Source organism: Acidovorax sp. FJL06, assembly GCF_003852545.1.
Lineage (GTDB): Bacteria > Pseudomonadota > Gammaproteobacteria > Burkholderiales > Burkholderiaceae_C > Acidovorax.
In genome coordinates this window covers 108,876-130,290 of sequence record NZ_QAJR01000011.1, presented here as the reverse complement: position 1 = coordinate 130,290, position 21,415 = coordinate 108,876, and the positions used below count along the sequence as shown (strand labels likewise).

The following is a 21,415-nucleotide window of genomic DNA, read 5'->3' as shown; positions in this document are numbered from 1 at the left end:
ATGGCGCGCAGTGCAAAGGCGTTGGCGCGGCGCAAGGGCCCGGCGGGATTCCGTCTTCGGGCAGGGGGCCGATCTGGCCGTCAGGGCGCATTGTAGCCCAGCCCCCAGGAAGACAGTGCCCGCTGCATGTCCTCGGGCGCCGGTGCATGGAACTCCAGCGGCTTGCCCGTCACCGGGTGCACAAAGGCCAGGCGGTAGGCATGCAGCGCCTGCCGCTGCATGCTCCCCAGGGGCGCGCCGCCGTACAGGCTGTCGCCCACCAGCGGATGCCTGAGCGATGCCATGTGCACCCGGATCTGGTGGGTCCGGCCCGTGTGCAAGGTGCATTGCACCCAGCAGCCCTGGTCGGTTCCGTCCAGCCACAGCACGTCGGTGCGCGCGGATTTTCCGGCATGCAGCGCCAAGTCCACCACGGCCATGCGCAGCCGGTTGCGCGGATCGCGCCCGACGGGAGCATCGACCGACCGGTTCTTGGGCCCCGTCCAGGCGCCATGCGCCATGGCAAGGTATTGGCGCTTGACCTTGCGCTCGGCAATCAACGCCACCAGCGCATCCATGGTGGCGCGGTCCCGCGCCACCACCATGAGGCCGCTGGTGTCCTTGTCCAGCCGGTGCACGATGCCGGCACGCGGAACCCGCAGGGCTTTCTCGTCCCGGGCCAGCAAGCCGTTGAGCAAGGTTCCGCTCCAGTTGCCCGGCGCCGGATGCACCACCAGGCCCGCAGGCTTGTTCACGACCAGCAGGTGCGCATCCTCATACACCACGTCAATGGCCATGGGCTCGGGCCGGAACGCCTGGCTCTGCAGCGTGGGCCGCATTTCCAGGACCAGCTGGTCACCGGCCTTGACGCGGGTGGCCGCCTTGAGCACGGGCTTGCCATTGAGGCTGACCAGCCCCTGCGCCAGCAACTGCTGCAAATAGCTGCGGGAGAACTCAGGGACCAAGTCCGCCAGCGCCTTGTCCAGGCGGGCGGCATGCTGCGGCGCCGCCACCAGCATGTGGCGCATTTCGCTGCCGGCATCGACCAGCGCTTCCGACTCATCGGCGAGTAGGTCATCGCCCGCCTCGGCAGGCGCCCCGGCCGCACTGCCATCGCCGTCCTGCGGCAGGTCAGCCACCATCGGGATCAACGCGCCGGCAGGTAGCGCGAGGGGTCCACGGGCTTGCCTTGCCGGCGGATTTCAAAGTGCAGCTTGACGCGGTCCGCGTCGGTGTTGCCCATCTCGGCGATCTTCTGGCCCTTGCGCACGGCCTGGTCCTCCTTGACCAGCAGCGACTGGTTGTGCGCATAGGCCGTGAGGAAGGTGTTGTTGTGCTTCAGGATCACCAGGTTGCCATAGCCGCGCAGGCCTGCACCGGCATACACCACGCGGCCATCGGCAGCGGCCAGCACGGGCTCGCCCGCCTTGCCGGAGATGTCGTAGCCCTTGTTGCGCGCCTCGTCGAAGCCCGCAATCAGCGAACCCGACGCCGGCCAGATGAAGGCGATGTCATCCTCCCCCGCAGAGGCCACTGCTGGTGCCGGCGTAGCCGGCGCAACGGCGACCACCGTGCCAGGGGCCGCCGATGCTGCGGGTTTTGCGGCGCTGGCAGCCGTGGCGGGCGCGCTGGCCGGCGCCACGGTGGACGAGGTCACAGGCCGCGTCACCACCCCGTTGTCGGAGGCCACGGCCGTGGCTGCCACGGCGGCCGTGGGGGGGGCCACGCGCAGCACCTGCCCCACTTCGATGAGGTTGGCGTTTTCGAGGTTGTTCCAGCGGGCAAGGTCTTTCCAGCTCTGGCCGGACTCCAGCCCGATGCGAATCAGGGTATCCCCCGGCTTGACCGTGTAGTAGCCTGGCTTGCCGGCATTCTCAGCCCCGGGCAGCGGTTTGATGGGGGTGCCCACCACCACGCCAGGCTGACCAGCCTGCGCGGGCGCAGAAGAGGTGGAGGTGCCCCGATCTTCCACAGGAGCCTTGTTCATGCGGGTGCCACAGCCGGAGAGCACCAGCCCCGCCATTGCCACGGTAAACCCCACCACAAGACCACGCGATACGAACATAAGCAATTCCCTTTACGCAATCCCCGATTTTAGGGGGACAAAATGCACCGGCTCGAGCACGTTTTGTTTCAATCCGTGCGGGGTTTTGTCGATCACCAGCAACATCTGCTGCCCACCCGACAGCGCCATGGGCGCCACCAGCCGCCCCCCCACGGCCAACTGGTCGCACCAGGCCTGGGGCACGGCATCGCCACCCGCAGCGGCAATGATGGCGGCGTAGGGGGCCCCCTTGGCATAGCCCAGCATGCCATCGCCCAGCAGCAGGTGCACATTGGCCAACCGGAAAGGGCGCAGGTTATCGCGGGCCCGGTCGTGCAGGCCACGCAGCCGCTCCAGCGTGTAGACCTCCCGGGCCAGCAGACTCAGCACCGCCGCCTGGTAGCCGCAGCCCGTGCCGATCTCCAGCACCCGGCCCAGGCCGCCGGAGCGCGCGCCCTCGGCCCCCAGCAACAACTCGCACATGCGCGCCACCACGCTGGGCTTGGAGATGGTCTGGCCCAGCCCGATGGGCAGGCTGGTGTCTTCATAGGCCTGGTTGACCAGGGCCGTGTCCACAAACCGGTGGCGCTCCACCGCACCCAGGGCCTGCAGCACGGGGGCCGCGGTGATCCCGCCCGCCGCGAGCTTTTGCACCATGCGGGCGCGAACCGCCGAAGAATCCAGCCCCACCCCGACCGGCGCAGCCACCACCGGCTTGCGCCCGGCCAACGCAGAGGCAGGGACCGGCCCCTGCGCCACCGGCCTGGCGCCGGCGCTGCCCGTGCCCGGCAGCCGGGCCGGAAACCCAGGGCGGCGCTGCATCACACGCCCGGGGCGGAATCCGCCCCTGCCCCGCCCCCCGCCACCAGCCGGGATGCCGTCTGCGCCCAGGCGCCCAGGCTGCCGTGGTCGGTCAGGTCCACCTTCAGCGGCGTGATGGACACATGGCCCTGCGCCGTGGCATGAAAGTCCGTGCCTTCGGCGTCGTCCTTGGCGGCCCCCGCCCCGCCGATCCAGTACATCGCCTCGCCACGCGGGCTTTCCTGCACGATCACGCGCTCGGCCGCATGGCGGCGCCCCAGGCGGCACCACTTGAGGGGCCGCAGCGCATCCAGCGGCATGTTGGGGATGTTCACATTCAGCAGCCAGGGGGTCTCGTTCACCAGGCCCTGGGCACGCATCTGCGCCACGATCTCACGGGCCTTGGCGGCGGCGGCCTCCAGCTCGCCCCAGCCCTTGTCCACCTGCGAAAACGCGATGGCGGGGATGCCGAACAGATAGCCCTCCATCGCCGCGCCCACCGTGCCCGAATAGATGGTGTCGTCGCCCATGTTGGCGCCATTGTTGATGCCAGACACCACCAGATCGGGCCGGTAGCCCAGCAAGCCGGTCAGCGCGATGTGCACGCAGTCGGCCGGGGTTCCATTCACATACCGAAAGCCGTTGGCCGCCCGATGGACGTACAGCGGCGAATGCAGGGTCAGCGCGTTCGACTTGGCGCTGTTGTTGTGCTCGGGCGCGACCACCTCCACCTCCACGCCCTCCAGGGTCTTGAGTGCGTCATGCAGGGCCACGATGCCTGGGGCCTGGTAGCCGTCGTCGTTGGAAATCAGAATTTTCATGGTTGCAGCAGAGGTTGCAACGGATTGTAGGTGGGGCGCCCCTGCGCGCGCTGCCGGGGCACGGCGCGCACCAGGCCCGTCGCTCGTGGGACAACAGGCCCTGGGCACCCCGGCCTATCATGCGCCCCAACATTGACAGGAGACCTATCCCATGCACGCTTGGCTTTGCACCAACCCCGTCGGCGTTGACGCCCTGACCTGGACCGAACTGCCCACGCCGGCCCCCAAGGCGGGCGAGGTGCTCATCGAGATCAAGGCCGCCAGCCTGAACTTCCCCGACCTGCTCATCGTGCAGAACAAGTACCAGATGAAGCCGCCGCTGCCCTTTGTGCCCGGCTCCGAATACGCGGGCGTGGTGGCCGCCGTGGGCGATGGCGTCACGCACCTCAAGGCCGGCCAGAACGTGGCCTGCCTGTCGGGCACGGGCGGCTTCGGCACGCACACCATTGCACCCGCCGCGCTGTGCATGCCCCTGCCCGACGGCTTCTCGCATGTGGATGCCGCCGCCTTCATCATGATCTACGCCACGTCTTACCACGCGCTGGTGGACCGCGCCCAGCTCAAGGCGGGCGAGACGGTGCTGGTGCTGGGCGCTGCGGGTGGCGTGGGCACCTCGGCCATCCAGATCGCCAAGGCCATGGGCGCCCGGGTGATTGCCGCCGCCTCCAGCGACGAGAAATGTGCGCTGTGCACCTCCATCGGCGCCGATGCCACCATCAACTACAGCAAGGACAACCTGCGCGACGCCATCAAGGCGCTCACCGATGGCAAGGGCCCCGACGTGATCTACGACCCCGTGGGCGGCGACTTTGCCGAGCCCGCGTTCCGTTCCATCGCCTGGCGCGGCCGCTACCTGGTGGTGGGCTTTGCCTCGGGCCCCATCCCCGCGCTGCCCTTCAACCTGGCGCTGCTCAAGGGCGCGTCCATCGTGGGCGTGTTCTGGGGCGACTTTGCCAAGCGCGAGCCCAAGGCCAACGCGGCCATGATGGGCGAACTGGCCCAGTGGTATGCCCAGGGCAAGATCAAGCCCGTGATCGACCGCACCATGCCCATGGCCGAGCTGCCCGCCGCCTACGCCCACATGGGCTCGCGCGGCGTGATGGGCAAGCTCGTGATGGTGAACTGAGCCCACGGCTGCCCCGGGCGGGCGGCGCCCGGCAGACCGCGCGCCGCACGCCCAAAAAAGTCGTTCGCTGTGTCACACTTGCGCCTTCCCGCCCCTCCTGACACTGGTGCCCTCCCATGGCCGACCGACTACCCTCCGAGATCGCGCGCGAGACACTCAAACAACTGGCGGCGCGCCGGTTGCAGCCCACCCCCGACCACTACCTGGCGCTGTACGACGAAATTGCGGGCACCCGCAGCCCACAGCCCTTCCCCGAAGGGCCGCTGAGCGGCATCCAGCGGGTGCTGCCCGCCCAGACCCCGGCCCAGAAGCGCCTGCTCACGCAATTTGAACGGGCCATCATCACCAAGGACTGGACCTCGCTGCAAAGCGTGATGGTGGGCTACGCCAACCTGGGCCTGCACGCCACCACATCCACCCCCATCGAAACCGCCGATGCCCCCACGGCCCTGGGCGAGCTGCCATCCGAGTTGGCCGAGACGCTGGCGCGCCTCATCGACAACACCCTGCCTGCGCTGGGCGAAGACGACGCCCGCGTGATCGAGATGGCGCAGCAGCTCATCACCTTCCTGCGCGAGCCAGCGCCCCCCGTGGCCACGGCGCAACTCATGCTGGGCAACTTCACCTACCGGCTGTCGTTTGCCACCGAAGACCAGGCCGCCATCCGCACCAGCCTGCTGGAGCTGCTGCACATGATCTTCGAGAACATCGCCGTGCTCAGCGTGGACGACCGCTGGCTGCACGGCCAGGCCGAGGCGCTGATGACCGCCTCGACCCCGCCGCTCACCCTGCGCCGGCTCGACGACGTGCAGCGCCGCCTCAAGGACGTGATCTTCAAGCAGACCGAGGCCAAGGCCCGCACGCTCGAAGCGCAAGAGCAGATGAAGGACATGCTCGCCACCTTCATCGAACGGCTGGCCAAGATCACCGCCTCCAGCACCAGCTACCAGGGCACGATGGAGCGCTGCGCCGACCTCATCGGCAAGGCCAACACACTGCAGGACATCGCCCCCGTGCTGCAGGAGGTGATGAGCGCCACCCGCGCCATGGCGCTGGACAGCCGCGTGGCGCATGACGAACTGCAGGACCTGCGCGAGCGCACCGAAGCCAAGCGCGCCGAAGTGGCCAAGCTGCAGGAAGAACTCGACCGTGCCAGCGCCCAGGCCCGGCACGACCCGCTCACCGGCAGCCTCAACCGCAAGGGCCTGGACGAGGCCATGGAACGCGAGATCGCCCGCGCCCGCCGCCTGGGCTCGTCGCTGTGCCTGGCGCTGCTGGACGTGGACAACTTCAAGACCATCAACGACCGCCTGGGCCACGCGGGCGGCGACGCGGCGCTGGTGCACCTGGCCCAGGTCACACGCGAAGTCATGCGGCCGCAGGACCTGTTGGCGCGCTATGGCGGCGAAGAATTCGTCATCGTGCTGCCCGACACAGCGGTCGAAGCCGGCGTGGCCGCCATGACACGGCTGCAGCGCGAGCTGACCACCCGCTTCTTCCTGCAAGGCAGCGAGAAAGTCCTCATCACCTTCAGCGCGGGCGTGGCCCAGCTGGGCGACAGCGAAAGCAGCACCGACGCCATCGTGCGCGCCGACCAGGCCATGTACCTCGCCAAACGCTCGGGCAAGAACCGGGTGATGGCGGCGTGATTGCCTCCCCCCTGAGTCGCCTTCGGCGCCTTACCCCCAGAGGGAGACGCCGCCAGCGCGGCGGGGCGGCCCTTGCGCGGCGGCGCTGGCCTGGGCCGCGCCAGTTTTAAACACAGCGCATCAATCCAAAGTCCTGCAATGACTCCGCAGCTACGACGCAGCTTTCTGCGCAATGCGGCCCTCGCCGCCACCGCCACCACCCTGCCCCGCTGGGCCTGGAGCAACCCGCCCACGCTGCAAAGCGACCCCTTTGCGCTGGGCATCGCCAGTGGCGACCCCACACCCGATGGCGTGGTGCTCTGGACCCGCCTGGTGCTGGCGCAGCCCGCACAGATGCAGGCCACCCACACCGTGCGCTGGGAAGTGGCGCACGACGCGCGCTTTGCGCAGATCGTGCAAAAGGGCGAAGCCCCCGCGCTGCCGCAGCTGGGGCACAGCGTGCATGTGGAGCTGCGCGGCCTGGCACCAGGGCGCTGGTACCACTACCGCTTCATGCTGGGCGATGCCGTAAGCACCGTGGGCCGCACCCGCACCGTCCCCGCGGCGGGCGACCTGCCGGATGCGCTGCGCATCGCCTTCGCGTCCTGCCAGCGGTGGGAACATGGCCACTACGCCGCGTGGCGCCACCTGGTGGCCGACCAGCCGGACCTGGTGCTGTTTCTGGGCGATTACATCTACGAATACGCCACGCCCAAGAACACCTCGGACCTGGCGCGCACCCACAGCCTGCGCCTGGCCACCACCCTGGCCGATTACCGCGACCGCTATGCGCTGCACAAAAGCGACCTGGCCCTGCAAGCGGCCCACGCCAGTTGTCCCTGGTCCGTGACCTGGGACGACCACGAGGTGCAGAACGACTACGCCGCCAGTGCGGGGCATGCAGGCCGGGGCGATGCTGCCAATTTCCTGGCGATGCGCGGCGCCGCGTGGCAGGCGTTTTACGAAAACATGCCCCTGCGCGCCGCCAGCCTGGGCCGCCCCTTCCCCGACACCCGGTGGGACGCGCTGCAGGTCTACCGCCGCCTGCGCTGGGGCCGGCTCGCGCACATCCACCTGCTTGACAGCCGCCAATACCGCAGCTGGCAGGCCTGCCGCTCGCCCGAATCCACCAGCGCCGGGGCCGTGCGCGGCAGCCACTGCGCCGACCTGGCCGACCCCGCGCGCACCCTGCTGGGCACCGCGCAGGAGCAGTGGCTCGACACCGGCCTGGCTGCCGATGCCGCCGCGCAAGACACGACCCGCTGGAGCGTGATCGCACAGCAGACCCTGTTCTCGCCCCGCCATTACCCCTCGGGCACGGTCACCACCGACAACTGGGACGGCTACCCCGCCGCCCGCGCCCGCCTGCTGCAGGCCGTGGCCCGCAACGCGCCGCGCAACACCGTGCTGCTGGGCGGTGACATCCACCAGAACTATGTGTGCCGCGTTCAGGCCGATGCCAATCGCCCCGACTCGCCCGCCATCGCCAGCGAGTTCTGCGGCACCTCCATCAGCTCGCGCTCAGGCACCACACAAGACAAGGTGGACGCCGTGGTGCGCCACAACCCCCATGTGCTGCTGGCCCGCTGTGACCTGCGCGGCTATGGCCTGGCCGACATCACGCCCCGGCAGTGGACCACCACCCTGCGCGTGCTCGACGACCCGATGCGCGCGGACAGCGGCGCAAGCACCCTGGCCCGCTTTGTGGTGCAGGATGGCCGCCCGGGGCCGGTGTTCGCCTGAGGGCCCACGCCAAAAATGCTTCTCTTTTCATAGCAGCTAGCGCTTTCCCACCAAGCGCCAGCCTCTGAAAAAATTACTGCTCGGCGATCACATCCACAAACACCAGCGGCTCGGTGCCCGTGTTGGTCAGGCCATGGGATTCGCCCTTGCGCACGATGGTCACATCGCCCGGCTTCACCGGCACATCCTTGCCATCCTTGTCGCGGAAGATGCCTCGGCCCGAGATGATGATGTAGGTGTCCTCATTGGTCGTGTGCTTATGAAAACCGATCGAGTCGCCGGACTGCAGCGTAAGCCAGCTGATCTCCTTGATGGCGTGGTCCTTGAGCGCCTTGTCGCGTGTGAAGGCGTACTCGCCGATCAGCGTGCCCTTGCCCCCGCCTGCGGCTTCCTTGTTGGCTTTGATCAGCTCTTCCTTGGTGAACACGTCGGCCAGCGCCGGTGTGGCAGCCAGGGCCAGAGCGATGGCCGCGCCCGCAGTACGGGTCAGAGTTTTGTTGTGTGTTGTCATGAGTCTCCTCGGTGGATGAAAGCCGCAGCCGCATTGCACAGCATGTTGCGGCGGCCACGCCTGCGTGCAGCGGTGCGTGTGCCGGATGGCATGTTAGGGCCTCCGCCGTCATTGCGCGGCCCGGGCGGATCTCCTCGCTGCGGCATATCCACTAATGTGCCCACAGCTCTGGCAGAGAAAAGATGCGCGACGAAGGCGCGACATGTAAAGCCATGCAAGACCTGCAGGAACGGCGATGGCCCAAGCCACCAACAAGACAGCGACAGCCTCAGCAACAAAGCCGACAACGGACCCCAAACCCACAACGAGCCACGCGAGCGGCTCGCCACATAAAAAAACGGCCAAACTTTGCGATGGCGTCAACTCTTCGCGCATTTGGCGGACTGGCTTTCCGCATTTCGCACAACGGAGCTTCGGCCAGGGCACGGCATCGGTGACATATTCAAATTCCATTTAGCCCCCGCTTTGTTGCTGTGAGGAATCAAGCAAAAACACCCTCCAGGCCTCTGCAACGCAGGTCAGGTGCTGGCGCTGGCTACGGCAGGGTTTGGATGGCTACACCAGTTCAATGCCATGGTCCGCACACCATTGGCGAAGGCGAGACTCCACGGCAGACCGCTCAAATTCAAACCACGCATCCAATTGGCCTCTGCGCTCAAGAAACTCCTTGAAACGGTGGTACGCACCACGCCGGCGAAAGAAATCACGAACGCTTGACGCATCGGCCGCAATGGCCTGCTCTGAGAACTCGATGGCCAAGGCCCACCCCAGGCCCAGCTCACTTTTGCCCGGTAGCGCCAAGTAAGGGCCGGTTTCAATGTCCTCGGGCGGCGCCTCCTCGTCTAGCTCCATGTCGCCAGAAACGATGTGCACGGTGCCACTCTCCAGACTGACAAAGGCCTGTGTATCCAGCAAATCTCCCACCGTACAGAACTCGTAGCCATCCAGGATGTCGCTGAACTTGGCGGTGGTCATGGGGAGTGCTCAGTACTTCATTGGTGAGGGGCCGAACGTTTTAGGTAAAGGGCGGCCCGCTTGCAGGACGTCCAGCGGAGGCCGAAGGCTGGAGCGACTTTGACCGCAATGTTAGGTAGAAGCCATAAAAACATGAGCAATCAGCAGCTACTTCAGTAGCGCGATCTTTTACGCGTGATTTGGAATGAGTTCGGATAGCATGACTCCCTCGAACCAAAGGAGGAAACATGGAGTATCTGGAAAGCCTGAATGCACTTGCCGCGAAGATCCGTCAGCAAGCCTCGTCAATTGCTACGGAGGAGGCAACAAAAAATGCATTCGTGATGCCATTCATCAAGAACGTCCTTGGATACGACGTTTTTGACCCCACGGAGGTTGTGCCTGAATTCATCTGTGATGTGGGCACAAAAAAAGGCGAAAAGATTGACTATGCAATCTTGAAAGATGGCCAGATCCAGATGCTCATTGAATGCAAAAAAATTGGTGAGCCACTCAATGTAAACCATGCCAGTCAGCTGTTTAGGTACTTCCATGTCACAACGGCACGTATTTCAATCCTGACCAACGGTCGGGTCTACAAGTTTTTCACCGACTTGGATGCACCAAACAAGATGGATGAGAAGCCCTTCTTGGAACTCGATTTGCTGGATGTCGATGAACACTCCGTTCCAGAGTTGGCCAAACTCACCAAGTCCACATTTGATGTGGAATCCATCATCAGCGCCGCAGGTGAACTGAAGTACATCGGTCAGATTAAACGAGAGATTACCGCTCAGTTTGCGGCGCCAGGAGATGAGTTCTTACGGTTTTTTACCACACGTGTCTACGATGGCGTGATCACAGCAAAAGTTCGAGAGCAATTTCAACCTCTGCTCAGCAAAGCAATTGCTCAATTCACCGGAGATCTTGTAAACGACCGTCTAAAGTCGGCGATCACCGGTGTTAGTGCAAACATGTCTCTTGCATTCAATTCCTCACCACCGGAACCCTCTTCACCAAACGAACCTCTGGTGCCAGATGACGAGTTGAGAATTGTGACCACAGAAGAAGAACTGGAAGGCTTCTTTGTCGTGAAATCAATTGTTCGCACCGCAGTGGAATCCAACCGCATCGGGCATCGGGACACGCAGAGCTACTTTGGAATTCTGCTGGACGATAACAACAGAAAGCCCATTTGCCGCCTGCACTTCAACAGGGCTCAGAAATACATAGGCATCCTTGACGCAGACAAAAAAGAGACGCGGTACCCGATCTCCAGCCTAGATGAGATCTACAGTCTTTCGGACGCGCTGATTGAGGCCACAAAACGCGTCGCATAGTCAGAGTACCTGGGCGGAGGTTTACAAAACCGATGCCCACCTACTGGCGAGTTGGGCAGAAGGCAGTATGTACGAACGTGTTGCCATAAGCTACCGCCGAGCTTACCGGTCACCCCACCCGCGCCAGCACCCTCGGCAACCCCACCACCAGCATCGCCACCCCCGACAGCGTCAGCATCCCCAACACGATCTGCCGGAAGCGCGCCTCGCTGATGCCGTGGTACAGCCGGGTGCCCAGCAGCGTGGGCACGAGCATGGCCGGCACGACGATGGCCAGCAGGGGCAGGGCCTCGCGGGTGAGCAGGCCGGTGACGAGGTAGGTGACGAAGGTCACCAGCAGCATGGCCAGGTTGAAGTTCTGGATGACGGCGCGCTGCACGTCCTTGTCGAGCCCGCGCAGCGTGCACCACAGGGTGGGCAGCACGCCGGTGAAGCCGCCCAGGCCGCCCATCACGCCGCCGGCCAAACCCACCAGCGCATCGGCCACGCGGCCGCCCCGGGTGATGCGGGGCAGTTGCTTGGCCAGCAGCATGGCCGGGCACCACAGCACCAGCAGGGTGCCCAGGATGAGCTTGAAGGCGTCCATGTCCAAACGGGGCAGCACGGCCACGCCCAGGGGGATGCCTGCCAGGCCGCCCAGCACAAAGGGCAGCAGGCGCACGCGGTCAAAGCCCCGGCGCACGGTGGCCGCCGCCACCAGTTGGCCCGTGAGCGCGCCGCACACCGTGAGCACGGCGCCCAGGCGCGGCTCCAGGCTCCAGGCCCAGAACGACATGGCAACCATGCCAAAGCCAAAGCCCGAGAGGCCCTGCACAAAGCCTGCGGCCACGGCGCCCACGGCCACGATCCACAGCACGGAATCCATGGAATGCATGCCGGTATCAATACAACGTGGCCTGCTGGCGCGCAGGCAGGTCGCGGTCGTAGGTGGCGCCGTCGAACTGCCCCTGCGTGATGGCAGCAAGCATGGCCCCCGGCGTGGGCACGGGGCGCGGGGTGCCGGGTGGCACGGCACTCCACAGGCGCGAGCGCTGGATGGCGCGGCCGCACTGGAAGAACACGGTCTCCACATCGACCACGATCACGCACTTGGGGGGCTGGCCGTTGACCACGAAGCGCGCGAGCAGATCAGGCGCCACGCTGATGCGTGCGCGGCCATTGACGCGCAGCGTTTCACCCACGCCGGGGATGAGGAACAGCAGCGCCACGCGCGGGTCGGTCACGATGTTGCGCAGGCTGTCGGCACGGTTGTTGCCGCGCCGCTCGGGCAGCAGCAGGGTTTTGTCATCCAGCAGTTGCACAAACCCGGGCGGGTCGCCGCGCGGCGATGCATCCAGCCCGCCGGGGCCGCTGGTGGCCAGCACGGCAAAGGGCGCGGCTTCGATCATGGCGCGGTAGGCGGGGTGGATGTAGGGCACCTCTTTGCTGAGCGCTGCATCGCTGGGCTGGCCGAGCAGCGCCTCCAGGCGCTGCAGCGTGTCGATGGCGTGCTCGTCGCGGGGGTTGGGCATGGCGAAGTCTCTTTCGTTGGGATGGCAGAACGGGCCAGAGCGCGGCGGGTGCGCCGTGTGGTCCAACGACATTGTGGTCTGCCTGCGTGACTGGGGCCACAGCGTCGGCATCGCCTGCCGCGCGGGCCCTTGCGGCCGATGCGGGGCGCCCCGTACAAAAACCCCCACAGGCCAGCTCAGTCACCGCAGGCACGGCGCGCACCCGCCCCTCCCGGTCAGCGCACGGGGCGCAGCTTAACGCCGGGGAAGTCCACCGGCACGGCCAGCGCCACGTTCACGTAGTTGGTGAACAGGTTGAGCGCCACATGGGCCACGACTTCGACGATGTGCTCGTCGCTCAAGCCCTGGTCGCGCAGCGCCTGCACGTCGGCCGCACCCACCTGGCCGCGCTCGTTCACCAGCTTCAGGGCAAAGCGCAGCACTGCGGCGGTGCGCGGGTCGGCAGACTCGCCCGACTGCGCGGCGGCCAGGTCGTCGCCGCTCACGCCGGCCTTGCGGCCCAGGGCCGTATGGGCGGCCAGGCAGTAGTCACAGCCGTTGCGGTTGGCCACGGCCACCGCGATCTGCTCGCCCAGGGCCGCGCCAATCTTGCCGCCGCCCAGCGCTCCAAAGGCGCCCCACATGCTTTGCAGCGCGGCCGGCGAGTGGGCCACAGCGCGAAACATGTTGGGGGTGGCGCCGAAGGCGCTGTGGACCTGGTCGAGTACGCCGCGCACAGTGCCGGTGGCGGCAGTGCGGTCGACGAGAGGGACGCGGGCGACGGAAGAAGAAGTAGCGGACATGGTGTGTTCCTTGAAGGTCATGAAGGGTTGGTGAGAACTTGTGCCTGCTCTCGGCACCCCTGCAGTGTCCGGCGTCAGCGCGCACCATTTGGCACATAAAATCTATAATTCATACCCAATCATCCAAAACCATGCCACCAAGCGTTCCCACACCCGCGCAGGCCTCCACCCCGCTCGATCGCCTGTCACCGCTGCTGGAGCGGTTTCGGGTGCGGGCGCACCTGTTCCACCACGGGCCGCTGTGCGGCGTGACGCACTTTGCTGCGGCGCCCGGGCGCGGTTTTTTGCATGTGCTGCGCCGGGGCGAGATGGTGGTGACGCACCAGCCCCAGGCCGGCCCGCCCGAGCGGCTGGAGGTGCGGGAGCCCAGCCTGCTGTTCTATGCCCGGCCGCTGGAGCATTTTTTTCACAACGCGCCCACCGAGGGCTCGGACTTCACCTGCGCCGCGCTGGACTTTGACGGCGGCGCCAGCCACCCACTGGCCCGTGCCCCGCCCCCGCTGGTGGTGCTGCCCCTGGGCGCGGTGGACGGGCTGCAGCAGTCGCTGGAGCTGCTGTTTGCCGAAACCGACCGCCTGCGCTGCGGCCACCGCGTGCTGGCCGACCGGCTGTTTGAAGTGGTGCTGCTGCAACTGCTGCGCTGGCTGCTGGACCACCCGCAGCAGGCGCAGATGCCCCCCGGCCTGCTGACCGGCCTGGCCGACCCGCATCTCTCACGCACCTTGACGGCCCTGCACGAGGCACCGGGCCAGGCCTGGAGCCTGGAGCAGATGGCGCAGCAGGCGGGCCTGTCACGCAGCGCGTTTGCCGCACGCTTCAAGGCTGTGGTGGGCGAGACGCCGGCCGACTACCTGGTGCACTGGCGGCTCACGCTGGCGCAGGCGCACTTGCGCGGCGGCCGGTCACTGAAGTCGATTGCCAACGAGCTGGGCTATGCCAACCCTTCAGCGCTGTCGAGGGTGTTTGCGCAGAAGCTGGGGCTGCCGGTGCGGGCCTGGCTGAATGCGGTGGACGCAGAGTCTTGAGGCGCTTGGCTGACAGGGGGCTTTGGCGAGATGCCTGTCCAGCGACCTGCCTCAAACGCCCTCTCCCCCCGCCCCCTCCCACAAGAGGAGAGGGAACCACCCACCAGCGCGCAGGGGGCGTTGGGCGCGAGATCGGAATCGTCCTGCCCGAGGCACCCACCGACCCCATTGATTCAATAAAAATGGCCTCTACCGCGCGTCCATCAGCCGCTCATAGCTATTAAATACATAGCAAACACCCACCTCAACCAGGGGCTCTGCGGGCGTCGGCAGCCCGCTCACGCTGCGCCCGCGCCGCTCACACATTGATCGCCGCCGCCGAGCCCGCCTGCTTGCGCAGCTCGAACTTCTGGATCTTGCCGGTGCTGGTCTTGGGCAGCTCGCCGAACACCACGGCGCGCGGCACCTTGAAGCCAGCCAGGTGCTTTTTGCAGTGCGCCACGATGTCTTCGGGCGTGGTCTGGGCGCCGGCCTTCAGCTCGATGAAGGCGCAGGGTGTTTCGCCCCACTTGGGGTCGGGCTTGGCCACCACGGCGGCGGCCAGCACGTCGGGGTGGCGGTAGAGCACGTCTTCGACCTCGATGGACGAGATGTTCTCGCCGCCCGAGATGATGATGTCCTTGCTGCGGTCCTTGATTTTGATGTAGCCGTCGGGGTACTGCACGGCCAGGTCGCCGCTGTGGAACCAGCCGCCTGCAAACGCCTCTTCCGTCGCCTTGGGGTTCTTCAGGTAGCCCTTCATGGCGATGTTGCCCTTGAACATGATCTCGCCCATGGTCTCGCCATCCTGCGGCACGGGCAGCAGGGTTTCGGGGTTGAGAACGCGCACGTCGCGCTCCAGGTGGTAGCGCACGCCCTGGCGGGCGCTGAGGCGGGCTCGTTCACCGATGTCGAGCGCGTCCCAGGCTTCGTGTTTGGCGCACACGGTGGCGGGGCCGTACACCTCGGTCAGGCCGTACACGTGGGTCAGGTCAAAGCCCATCTTTTCCATGCCCTCGATCATCGACGCCGGGGGCGCTGCACCCGCCACCATGGCTTTGACCCCGGCAGGCACCCCCGCCTTCATCGCATCGGGTGCATTGACCAGCAGGCCGTGCACGATGGGCGCGCCGCAGTAGTGCGTCACGCCATGCTGGCGGATGGCGTCGAAGATGGCCTGGGCATCCACACGGCGCAGGCACACGTTGACGCCCGCGCGGGCCGCCACTGTCCACGGAAAGCACCAGCCGTTGCAGTGGAACATGGGCAAGGTCCACAGGTAGACGGCGTGCTTGGGCATGTCCCACTCCAGCACGTTGCTGATGGCGTTGGTGGCCGCGCCCCGGTGGTGGTAGACCACGCCCTTGGGGTTGCCGGTGGTGCCGGAGGTGTAGTTGAGCGCAATCGCGTCCCATTCGTCGGCGGGCAGGCTCCAGGCAAAGGCGGGGTTGCCCGTGGCCACGAAGGCTTCGTAGTCGGTGCCGCCCAGGTTGTGCGCGGCCGGGCCGTAGAGCGCGTCCTGCACTTCGATCACGCGCAGGGGCGTGGTGGCGGTGCGCAGGGCCAGCGCCTTGCCCAGGGTGCCGCTGAATTCCGGGTCCACGATCACGGCCCGGGCCTCGCCATGGTCGAGCATGAAGGCAATCGCCTCCGGGTCCAGCCGGGTGTTGAGCGTGTTGAGCACCGCACCCGCCATGGGCACGCCAAAGTGCGCCTCGACCATGGGCGGGGTGTTGGGCAGCATCACGGCCACGGTGTCGTTCTTGCCAATGCCGGCCTGCACCAGGGCGCTGGCGAGCTGGCGGCAGCGGGAGTAGGTCTGCGCCCAGGTCTGGCGCAGCGCGCCGTGCACGATGGCCAGGCGGTCGGGGTAGACCTCGGCCGTGCGTTCGATGAACGACAGCGGGGACAGGGCGGCGAAGTTGGCTTCGGTGCGGGGCAGGTGCTGGTCAAAGATGGAGGTCATGGGTGGGTGCGAGAAGGTGAACAAGACACAGCCTAGCCCCACAGGCTGACACGAAGGCAACACGGTGTTCGGAGCCAGCGCCAGGGCGCTGACTCAAACCCTGCGGCGATGGCTTTGCTTGACACGGTACATGGCCGCGTCGGCGCTGGCCAGCAGCGTGTGCGCATCCTGGGCATCGCGCGGGAACAGGCTCACGCCAATGCTGGCGCGCACCGGGAAGGGCTGGCCGTCGATGTCGAGCGGCGGCACAAAGGCCTGTTCCAGCTTGGCCGCGATCTGCAGCGCGGCCTCTTCGGAGTCCACGTTCTCGCACAGCACGGTGAACTCATCGCCCGCGAGCCGGGCCACGGTGTCCACCTGCCGCACGGCCCCGACCACGGTGCGGGCCACGGCCTGCAGCACCAGGTCGCCCACGGCATGGCCGCGCGTGTCGTTGATGGCCTTGAAATCGTCCAGGTCCACAAACAGCAGGGCGCAGTCGCGGCCGCTGCGGCGCGAGAGTTCGAGCCCCTGCGCCAGGCGCTGCTCGAACATGCGGCGGTTGGGCAGGCCGGTGAGCGCGTCATGGTGCGCCAGATGGGCCATGGCGTCGCGGCTGGTGTTCAGCTCGGTGATCTGACGGCCGATCTGCTGCTCCATATCGTGGAAGCTGCGGGCCAAGTCGCCCACCTCGTCCTTGCGCAGCACGGGCAGCTCGCCATGCGGGAGCCCCTGCGAAAACGCCTGCGAGGCGGCCGCCATGGCCTGCAGCGGCTGCGTGACCACGCGCGACACCCAGGCCGCCAGCGCCACCCCCACCAGGCTGAGCACCAGCAGGATCTTGAGGATGCTGCGCCCCAGGTCCACCACCTCGCCCTGCACGGCCGCCAGGGGCTGCGAGAGGCCCACCACCATGAAGCGCCCCTCGTCCTTGTTGCCAAAGGGCATGCGGACAAAGGAGAACACGCGCGCCTCCTCGTCGTCGGTGCCTGGCTGACTGAGCACGGCTTCTTCCGCGCGCCCTTCGACCAGCGCCGCCACGGGGGTGAACGCCTCCTGGATCAGGATGCGCTGCCCCCGGTCGAAACCAAAGGTCTGGGCCACGTCCGGGTGCACCAGAAAATCGCCCCACCGGTTGCTGAGGAAAAAGCCATAGGGCGCCGGCAGCGCGGCGTTGAAGTTCTGCAGAAACGGCTCGGCCGCCACGCGCACCACCACCACGCCCCGCACCTGCCCCCCCTGCACCACGGGCGAGGCCATGTTGAATACCGGCAGGGTGTCCTCCTCTGAGGTGCTTTCGTGGTTGATGCCGAATTCAGAGATATACACCTGGCCCGCAGCCAGCCCCAGGGCTTCAAAAACAAACGGGAAATGCGCCTTCTCCTGCAGCGCATCGTCGGCAATGCGCACGGGCACCCCGCCCTGGCGGTCGATGCGCACCAGCTCCAGCCCGTAGTCCCGGGCGCTGATGAAGCGGATCTGCAGGTAGCTGGGGTGGGCCGCCAGGCTGGCGCGGAACACCTCGGCCAGGCGGCCCCGGTCGGGCTCCTGTGCCGCCACGCTGGCCAGGAACAGGGTGTCGCGCGCCACCGTGCCAAAGCCGGCCTGCATGTGGCGCGCCAGCACCTGCGTGGTGGCCAGGAGGGCCCGCTCGGCCCGCCCCTGCAGGCGCGCCCGGCTCGAATCAAAGGTGTAGTAGCCCGCCAAAATGGCCGCAAAAACGCTGAACGAGGCCAGCAAGGCCCCCAGGCGAAGTGCGATGCCCCATTTCATGCGTGTGCGGGCCATGGGTCAGAACCTGGCAGGCCGGTCGCCCGACAGAATGCGCTGCCACAGCTGCGCGCGCAGGGCTTCGTCTTCCACCGGCTCCAGCCAGACGATGGGGCCCATGGGCACATCGCCGGACAGCGCGGGGGGCTCGTCCAGCGTGTTGGCCAGCCCCTGGCGCCGGGTGAACTCGCGGCTCACCACCGGGTCAAGCATGTAGTTGATCCACTCCGCGGCCAGGGCCACCTGGGTGGATCGGCGGGTGATGGCCCAGCAGTCGAGCCAAGCCAGCGCCCCCTCCTTGGGCACCACGTAGCCCACGTCCAGCCCCGCATCGCGCAGCTGCTTGAGCTGCTGCTGGCCATAGTTGGCATGCATCACGGCCACCTTGTGCTTGCGGAACAGCTCCACCGATTCTTCGGGCAGGCTGTAGAACGAGCGCACATTGCGGCGCAGGGCCACCAGGTCCTTGGCCAGCGGGCTGAAACGGGCCGGCTCGATGCGAAACGGCGCCAGCCCCCGGTACATGGCGGCCAGCGAGAACCCGTGGCTGCTGCCATCGAACGCCAGCACCTTGCCCTGCCAGCGCGGGTCCCACAGCACCGCGATCGACTGCGGCGGCGTGCTGAACTGATGGCGGTCGTAGACCAGCCCCATCTCGGAGTAGGTGAAGGGCATGGCATACACCTCGCCGCGCGCAGTGATGCCTGCAATGGCCTGCAGCTGGCGGAACCGGGGCAGCTGGCGTGCGGTGTTGCGAATGTTGCCCACAGGCAACGGCACCAGCATCTGCTGGACCACCAGGCGCGCGATTTCGGCGGTGTTGGCGGCCACCAGGTCGAAGCCGGGGCCGTCCGGGCTGGCCAGCTTGGCGCGCAGGATGTCGTCGGAGGCCACGGTGGTGATCTCGACCTTGACCCCATGGCGCTTCTCGAACACCGCCACGAAGTCAGGGTCCGCATAGCCGGGCCACGCCAGCACGCGCAGCACCGTGGCGGCTTGCGCGGGGCCGGCAAGCCCCCCCGCCAGCCCCAGGGCCAACAGCGCCGCCGCGACACTGCGGCGCCGCGTCTGCTGCGCCCCAATGCCTGCCGCCCGTTGCCACGCCATGCATGCCATGCCGAAAGCCCCACTTCGTAATATCTGGTAACAAACAGTTTACGCGGACAATACACCGCGTGACGATCCCACAGTCTTTCATTCAGGAACTGCTCGCCCGTGTTGACGTGGTCGACATCGTGGGCCGCTACGTTCAGCTGAAGAAGGGCGGGGCCAACTTCATGGGACTGTGCCCTTTCCATGGGGAAAAGTCGCCCTCCTTCAGTGTCAGCCCCGCCAAGCAGTTCTATCACTGCTTCGGCTGCGGCAAGAACGGCAACGCCATCAGCTTTCTCATGGAGCACGCGGGCATGGGTTTTGTCGAAGCCGTGCAGGACCTGGCGCAGGGCGTGGGCCTGCAAGTGCCCGACGACGACATCTCCCCCCAGGAAAAGGAGCGCGCCGCCGCCGCCCGCCAGAAGCAGGCCACGCTGAGCGATGTGCTTGAAAAAGCCGCCGACGCCTACCGCCGCCAGCTGCGCGAGTCGCAGCGCGCCATTGGCTATTTCAAGGGCCGGGGCGTTTCGGGTGCGGTGGCCAAGCGCTACGGCCTGGGCTACGCGCCCGAGGGCTGGCGCAGCCTGGCCAGCGTGTTCCCCCGCTACGACGACCCGCTGCTCGAAGAAAGCGGCCTGGTCATCGTGGGCGAAGAGGGCCAGGACAAGCGCTACGACCGCTTCCGCGACCGGGTGATGTTCCCCATCCGCAACGTCAAGGGCGAATGCATCGGCTTTGGCGGGCGCGTGCTGGGGGACGACAAGCCCAAGTACCTCAATTCGCCCGAAACCCCGGTGTTCCACAAGGGGCGCGAGCTGTACGGCCTGTTCGAGGCCCGCACCGCCATCCGCGAGCAGGGCTATGCCCTGGTCACCGAGGGCTACATGGACGTGGTGGCCCTGGCGCAGCTGGGGTTTCCGAACGCCGTGGCCACGCTGGGCACGGCCTGCACGCCCGAGCATGTGCACAAGCTGCTGCGCTTTACCGATGCGGTGGTGTTCAGCTTTGACGGCGACAACGCGGGCCGGCGCGCCGCGCGCAAGGCGCTCGATGGCGCCCTGCCCCATGCCACGGACACGCGCAGCATCAAGTTTCTCTTCCTGCCCGCTGAGCACGACCCGGACAGCTTCATCCGAGCCAACGGCACCGACGCCTTTGCCCAGCATGTGGGCAACGCCGTGCCGCTCAGCCGCTTCCTGGTCGAATCGGCCAGCGAGGGCTGCGACCTGGCCACGGCCGAGGGCCGCGCCCACATGGCCAGCAACGCCCGCCCGCTGTGGACGGCCCTGCCCGATGGCGTGCTCAAGCGCCAGTTGCTGGGCGAGCTGGCCGAACTCACCCAGCTCAATGCGCGCGACCTGTCGGAGCTGTGGAATTCTGGCGGCGGTGCCCGTGAACCGGCGCGCGCACCCGCCCCGGCACCGCGCCCCCAGGCCCCGGCCACCAATCCCTATGCCGATGAACCCCCATGGGGCGACATGCCGCCCCCCGACCTGGACGGCTGGCAACCCCACCACGAGCCCGAGTACGTGGGCGGCGGGGGATCGCCTGGCGGCCAGGGAGACCCGGGCGGTGGCGGCTACAGCGGCGGCGGTGGCGGCAAGCCCCCGTTCCGCAAGAACAGCGGCGGCGACTGGAAAAAGGGCAGCAACGGCAAATGGAGCAAGCAGGGCAAAGACGCGCCCTGGCCGCCCCAGCCGCGCCTGCCGCGCACGCCCGCCATGGGCCGGGCCGACCATGCCGCGCGGCTGCTGCTGTCGCACATGGCGTTTCTGGAAGAGCTGACCCACGACGACCACACGGCCCTGTGCGCCCAGCCCTCGCCCCACGGCCCGCTGTTCACCTGGCTGGAGGCGCAATTCCACGAACACGGCCCCCTGGCCTGGGCCGTGCTGCGCGAAAGCCTGCGCGAGCACGAATGCGAGGACCTGGCCGTGAAGGTGATGACCGGCGCGCATGCCCAGACCGAGGGCGAGCTGGCCGAACTTCGGCTGGAGCTGCGCGATTTGCTGAACCGGATGCTCATCGAAGACATTGCGGAACAGCAAAAGCTGCTGATGCTGCAGGCCGCGCAGGACCCCACAGCCCTGGAGCGCTACCGCGCCCTGGAGCAAAAACGCAAAATTTTGTTGGGCGTAAACACCACAACGGCTTGAAATCGCGTCAAATGGTATAATGTAGGGTTAGGCAAGAGCGACAGCAGCACCTCCGAGCCGGGCCACCGTGACAAACGCGCACCTATGCGCTGATGGGCCCACTTATCGCAAGGACTGCACACCAAATGATCGCCCAGACATCTTGCCGCTGAGGGCCTCCCCTCGAAGCGCGAAGACCGTTCAGCTTCGCGCTGCCACCCGCGCCGGG

18 protein-coding genes are annotated in these 21,415 nt (G+C 66.9%); 6 read left to right on the top strand and 12 right to left on the bottom strand.

The window, feature by feature from the left end; genetic code table 11:
• Positions 1-80 precede the first annotated feature (80 nt).
• From DBV10_RS07225 to surE, 4 genes are read right to left on the bottom strand one after another with little or no spacing between them, the layout of a single operon-like run.
• Positions 81-1,121, bottom strand: a complete 1,041-nt coding sequence (locus tag DBV10_RS07225) for an RluA family pseudouridine synthase (protein WP_124512040.1) — start codon at positions 1,119-1,121, stop codon at positions 81-83.
• A gap of 5 nt (positions 1,122-1,126) precedes the next feature.
• The gene (locus tag DBV10_RS07220; RefSeq protein ID WP_124512038.1) at positions 1,127-2,044 is read right to left on the bottom strand and encodes a peptidoglycan DD-metalloendopeptidase family protein; all 918 of its coding nucleotides are present in this window, start codon (positions 2,042-2,044) and stop codon (positions 1,127-1,129) included.
• Positions 2,045-2,056: 12 nt separating this feature from the next.
• Positions 2,057-2,845 carry a protein-L-isoaspartate(D-aspartate) O-methyltransferase gene (locus tag DBV10_RS07215; protein ID WP_124512036.1) on the bottom strand — a complete coding sequence of 263 codons (789 nt, stop codon included), beginning with the start codon at positions 2,843-2,845 and terminating at the stop codon, positions 2,057-2,059.
• Positions 2,845-3,645, bottom strand: a complete 801-nt coding sequence (gene surE, locus DBV10_RS07210; RefSeq protein WP_124512034.1) for a 5'/3'-nucleotidase SurE — start codon at positions 3,643-3,645, stop codon at positions 2,845-2,847. The genes DBV10_RS07215 and surE overlap by 1 nt, the downstream gene beginning before the upstream one ends.
• 151 nt (positions 3,646-3,796) lie before the next feature.
• Here surE and DBV10_RS07205 point away from each other — a divergent pair, with 151 nt between their 5' ends.
• The 3 genes from DBV10_RS07205 to DBV10_RS07195 all read left to right on the top strand — a co-directional run bounded on the left by DBV10_RS07205 (position 3,797) and on the right by DBV10_RS07195 (position 8,142).
• Complete coding sequence (locus DBV10_RS07205; RefSeq protein WP_124512032.1) at positions 3,797-4,771, top strand: NADPH:quinone oxidoreductase family protein; 975 nt, start codon at positions 3,797-3,799, stop codon at positions 4,769-4,771.
• A 116-nt stretch (positions 4,772-4,887) separates the two neighbouring features.
• Positions 4,888-6,420, top strand: coding sequence for a diguanylate cyclase (locus tag DBV10_RS07200; protein WP_124512030.1), 1,533 nt, complete (start codon positions 4,888-4,890; stop codon positions 6,418-6,420).
• 138 nt (positions 6,421-6,558) lie between these two features.
• The gene (locus DBV10_RS07195) at positions 6,559-8,142 is read left to right on the top strand and encodes an alkaline phosphatase (RefSeq protein WP_124512028.1); all 1,584 of its coding nucleotides are present in this window, start codon (positions 6,559-6,561) and stop codon (positions 8,140-8,142) included.
• 73 nt (positions 8,143-8,215) lie between these two features.
• Here DBV10_RS07195 and DBV10_RS07190 read toward each other — a convergent pair whose 3' ends face one another.
• Together DBV10_RS07190 and DBV10_RS07185 are read right to left on the bottom strand one after the other, a co-directional pair.
• Entirely contained in the window at positions 8,216-8,653 is a 438-nt protein-coding gene (locus DBV10_RS07190; RefSeq protein WP_233589835.1) for a cupin domain-containing protein, read from the bottom strand.
• 555 nt (positions 8,654-9,208) lie between these two features.
• On the bottom strand, positions 9,209-9,628 hold the full coding sequence (locus tag DBV10_RS07185; protein WP_124512026.1) for a hypothetical protein: 420 nt from the start codon (positions 9,626-9,628) through the stop codon (positions 9,209-9,211).
• A 227-nt stretch (positions 9,629-9,855) separates the two neighbouring features.
• On the opposite strand from DBV10_RS07185, the gene DBV10_RS07180 reads away from it, so the two are divergent.
• The gene (locus tag DBV10_RS07180; RefSeq protein ID WP_124512024.1) at positions 9,856-10,947 is read left to right on the top strand and encodes a type I restriction endonuclease; all 1,092 of its coding nucleotides are present in this window, start codon (positions 9,856-9,858) and stop codon (positions 10,945-10,947) included.
• A gap of 109 nt (positions 10,948-11,056) precedes the next feature.
• On the opposite strand, the gene DBV10_RS07175 is transcribed toward DBV10_RS07180, so the two are convergent.
• The 3 genes from DBV10_RS07175 to DBV10_RS07165 form a co-directional block, all read right to left on the bottom strand.
• Positions 11,057-11,812 (bottom strand): sulfite exporter TauE/SafE family protein, encoded by a 756-nt coding sequence (locus DBV10_RS07175; RefSeq protein ID WP_124512091.1) that lies wholly within the window; start codon positions 11,810-11,812, stop codon positions 11,057-11,059.
• A gap of 16 nt (positions 11,813-11,828) precedes the next feature.
• Positions 11,829-12,458: a pyridoxamine 5'-phosphate oxidase family protein gene (locus tag DBV10_RS07170; RefSeq protein ID WP_124512022.1), complete on the bottom strand. Its 630-nt coding sequence runs from the start codon at positions 12,456-12,458 to the stop codon at positions 11,829-11,831.
• Positions 12,459-12,673: 215 nt separating this feature from the next.
• A complete protein-coding gene (locus DBV10_RS07165) occupies positions 12,674-13,240 on the bottom strand; it encodes a carboxymuconolactone decarboxylase family protein (RefSeq protein WP_124512020.1) in 567 nt (188 codons plus the stop codon).
• Positions 13,241-13,371: 131 nt separating this feature from the next.
• On the opposite strand from DBV10_RS07165, the gene DBV10_RS07160 reads away from it, so the two are divergent.
• On the top strand, positions 13,372-14,265 hold the full coding sequence (locus DBV10_RS07160) for an AraC family transcriptional regulator (RefSeq protein ID WP_124512018.1): 894 nt from the start codon (positions 13,372-13,374) through the stop codon (positions 14,263-14,265).
• Between the two features lie 298 nt (positions 14,266-14,563).
• On the opposite strand, the gene DBV10_RS07155 is transcribed toward DBV10_RS07160, so the two are convergent.
• From DBV10_RS07155 to DBV10_RS07145, 3 genes are all read right to left on the bottom strand, one after another.
• Positions 14,564-16,210 carry an acyl-CoA synthetase gene (locus tag DBV10_RS07155; protein ID WP_124512016.1) on the bottom strand — a complete coding sequence of 549 codons (1,647 nt, stop codon included), beginning with the start codon at positions 16,208-16,210 and terminating at the stop codon, positions 14,564-14,566.
• A gap of 93 nt (positions 16,211-16,303) precedes the next feature.
• Positions 16,304-17,977 carry a diguanylate cyclase domain-containing protein gene (locus tag DBV10_RS07150; RefSeq protein ID WP_233589834.1) on the bottom strand — a complete coding sequence of 558 codons (1,674 nt, stop codon included), beginning with the start codon at positions 17,975-17,977 and terminating at the stop codon, positions 16,304-16,306.
• Positions 17,978-17,980: 3 nt separating this feature from the next.
• Positions 17,981-19,066, bottom strand: coding sequence for a PotD/PotF family extracellular solute-binding protein (locus DBV10_RS07145; RefSeq protein ID WP_233589833.1), 1,086 nt, complete (start codon positions 19,064-19,066; stop codon positions 17,981-17,983).
• Between the two features lie 68 nt (positions 19,067-19,134).
• Between DBV10_RS07145 and dnaG the strand changes: the two genes are divergently transcribed.
• Entirely contained in the window at positions 19,135-21,207 is a 2,073-nt protein-coding gene (dnaG, locus tag DBV10_RS07140; protein WP_124512012.1) for a DNA primase, read from the top strand.
• The last annotated feature ends 208 nt before the right edge of the window (positions 21,208-21,415 follow it).

What these genes read in the sequence shown, in the direction of transcription:
- DBV10_RS07190 (WP_233589835.1), bottom strand. Translation starts at nt 8,653, where the DNA reads ATGACAACACACAACAAAACTCTGACCCGTACTGCGGGCGCGGCCATC.
- DBV10_RS07165 (WP_124512020.1), bottom strand. Translation starts at nt 13,240, where the DNA reads ATGTCCGCTACTTCTTCTTCCGTCGCCCGCGTCCCTCTCGTCGACCGC.
- surE (WP_124512034.1), bottom strand. Translation starts at nt 3,645, where the DNA reads ATGAAAATTCTGATTTCCAACGACGACGGCTACCAGGCCCCAGGCATC.
- DBV10_RS07185 (WP_124512026.1), bottom strand. Translation starts at nt 9,628, where the DNA reads ATGACCACCGCCAAGTTCAGCGACATCCTGGATGGCTACGAGTTCTGT.
- DBV10_RS07220 (WP_124512038.1), bottom strand. Translation starts at nt 2,044, where the DNA reads ATGTTCGTATCGCGTGGTCTTGTGGTGGGGTTTACCGTGGCAATGGCG.
- DBV10_RS07150 (WP_233589834.1), bottom strand. Translation starts at nt 17,977, where the DNA reads ATGGCCCGCACACGCATGAAATGGGGCATCGCACTTCGCCTGGGGGCC.
- DBV10_RS07160 (WP_124512018.1), top strand. Translation starts at nt 13,372, where the DNA reads ATGCCACCAAGCGTTCCCACACCCGCGCAGGCCTCCACCCCGCTCGAT.
- DBV10_RS07205 (WP_124512032.1), top strand. Translation starts at nt 3,797, where the DNA reads ATGCACGCTTGGCTTTGCACCAACCCCGTCGGCGTTGACGCCCTGACC.
- DBV10_RS07180 (WP_124512024.1), top strand. Translation starts at nt 9,856, where the DNA reads ATGGAGTATCTGGAAAGCCTGAATGCACTTGCCGCGAAGATCCGTCAG.
- DBV10_RS07145 (WP_233589833.1), bottom strand. Translation starts at nt 19,066, where the DNA reads ATGGCGTGGCAACGGGCGGCAGGCATTGGGGCGCAGCAGACGCGGCGC.
- DBV10_RS07225 (WP_124512040.1), bottom strand. Translation starts at nt 1,121, where the DNA reads ATGGTGGCTGACCTGCCGCAGGACGGCGATGGCAGTGCGGCCGGGGCG.
- DBV10_RS07175 (WP_124512091.1), bottom strand. Translation starts at nt 11,812, where the DNA reads ATGGATTCCGTGCTGTGGATCGTGGCCGTGGGCGCCGTGGCCGCAGGC.
- DBV10_RS07215 (WP_124512036.1), bottom strand. Translation starts at nt 2,845, where the DNA reads ATGCAGCGCCGCCCTGGGTTTCCGGCCCGGCTGCCGGGCACGGGCAGC.
- DBV10_RS07200 (WP_124512030.1), top strand. Translation starts at nt 4,888, where the DNA reads ATGGCCGACCGACTACCCTCCGAGATCGCGCGCGAGACACTCAAACAA.
- DBV10_RS07170 (WP_124512022.1), bottom strand. Translation starts at nt 12,458, where the DNA reads ATGCCCAACCCCCGCGACGAGCACGCCATCGACACGCTGCAGCGCCTG.
- DBV10_RS07195 (WP_124512028.1), top strand. Translation starts at nt 6,559, where the DNA reads ATGACTCCGCAGCTACGACGCAGCTTTCTGCGCAATGCGGCCCTCGCC.
- DBV10_RS07155 (WP_124512016.1), bottom strand. Translation starts at nt 16,210, where the DNA reads ATGACCTCCATCTTTGACCAGCACCTGCCCCGCACCGAAGCCAACTTC.